Raw genomic sequence first — 427 nt, 5'->3', positions numbered from 1 at the left:
CTAGAGGACTACCTTGGAGCGGTCCTGGCGGTGGAATCCAATGCTCGCGCGGAATCCGGTGCCCGCCAACGGATCCGATACGCGGGATTCCCGGCTATCAAGACGATCACCGACTTCGACTTCACCGCCCAACCCGCCGTGGACCGCGCCCAGATCGCCCGCCTGGAAGCTGGCGGCTGGCTTTCTGAAGCCCGCAACATCGTCCTGCTCGGCCCGCCGGGCACCGGCAAGACGCATCTGGCCACCGCACTGGCGATCGCCGCTGCCCATGCCGGGCACCGGGTGGCGTTCGCACCGGCCACCGGCTGGATCACCCGGCTGGCCGAAGCGCACCGCACCAACCGCCTTGACGCCGAATTGCGCAAGATCTCCCGCTACGGGCTCATCGTGATCGATGAGGTCGGCTACATCCCGTTCGACACCGAGG

Annotated in this window: 1 protein-coding gene; it reads left to right on the top strand. The window is 67.4% G+C overall.

Going from position 1 to position 427, the window contains the following annotated elements; all coding sequences use genetic code 11:
* A partial coding sequence (locus FVA95_RS29465; RefSeq protein ID WP_149666952.1) for an ATP-binding protein occupies positions 1-427 on the top strand: 427 nt, incomplete at both ends.

The organism is Pseudonocardia sp. EV170527-09, from assembly GCF_008369905.1.
Classification (GTDB): Bacteria; Actinomycetota; Actinomycetes; order Mycobacteriales; family Pseudonocardiaceae; genus Pseudonocardia.
Note: the sequence above shows the minus strand (reverse complement) of the source record. Positions and strands in the feature narration are given on the sequence as shown.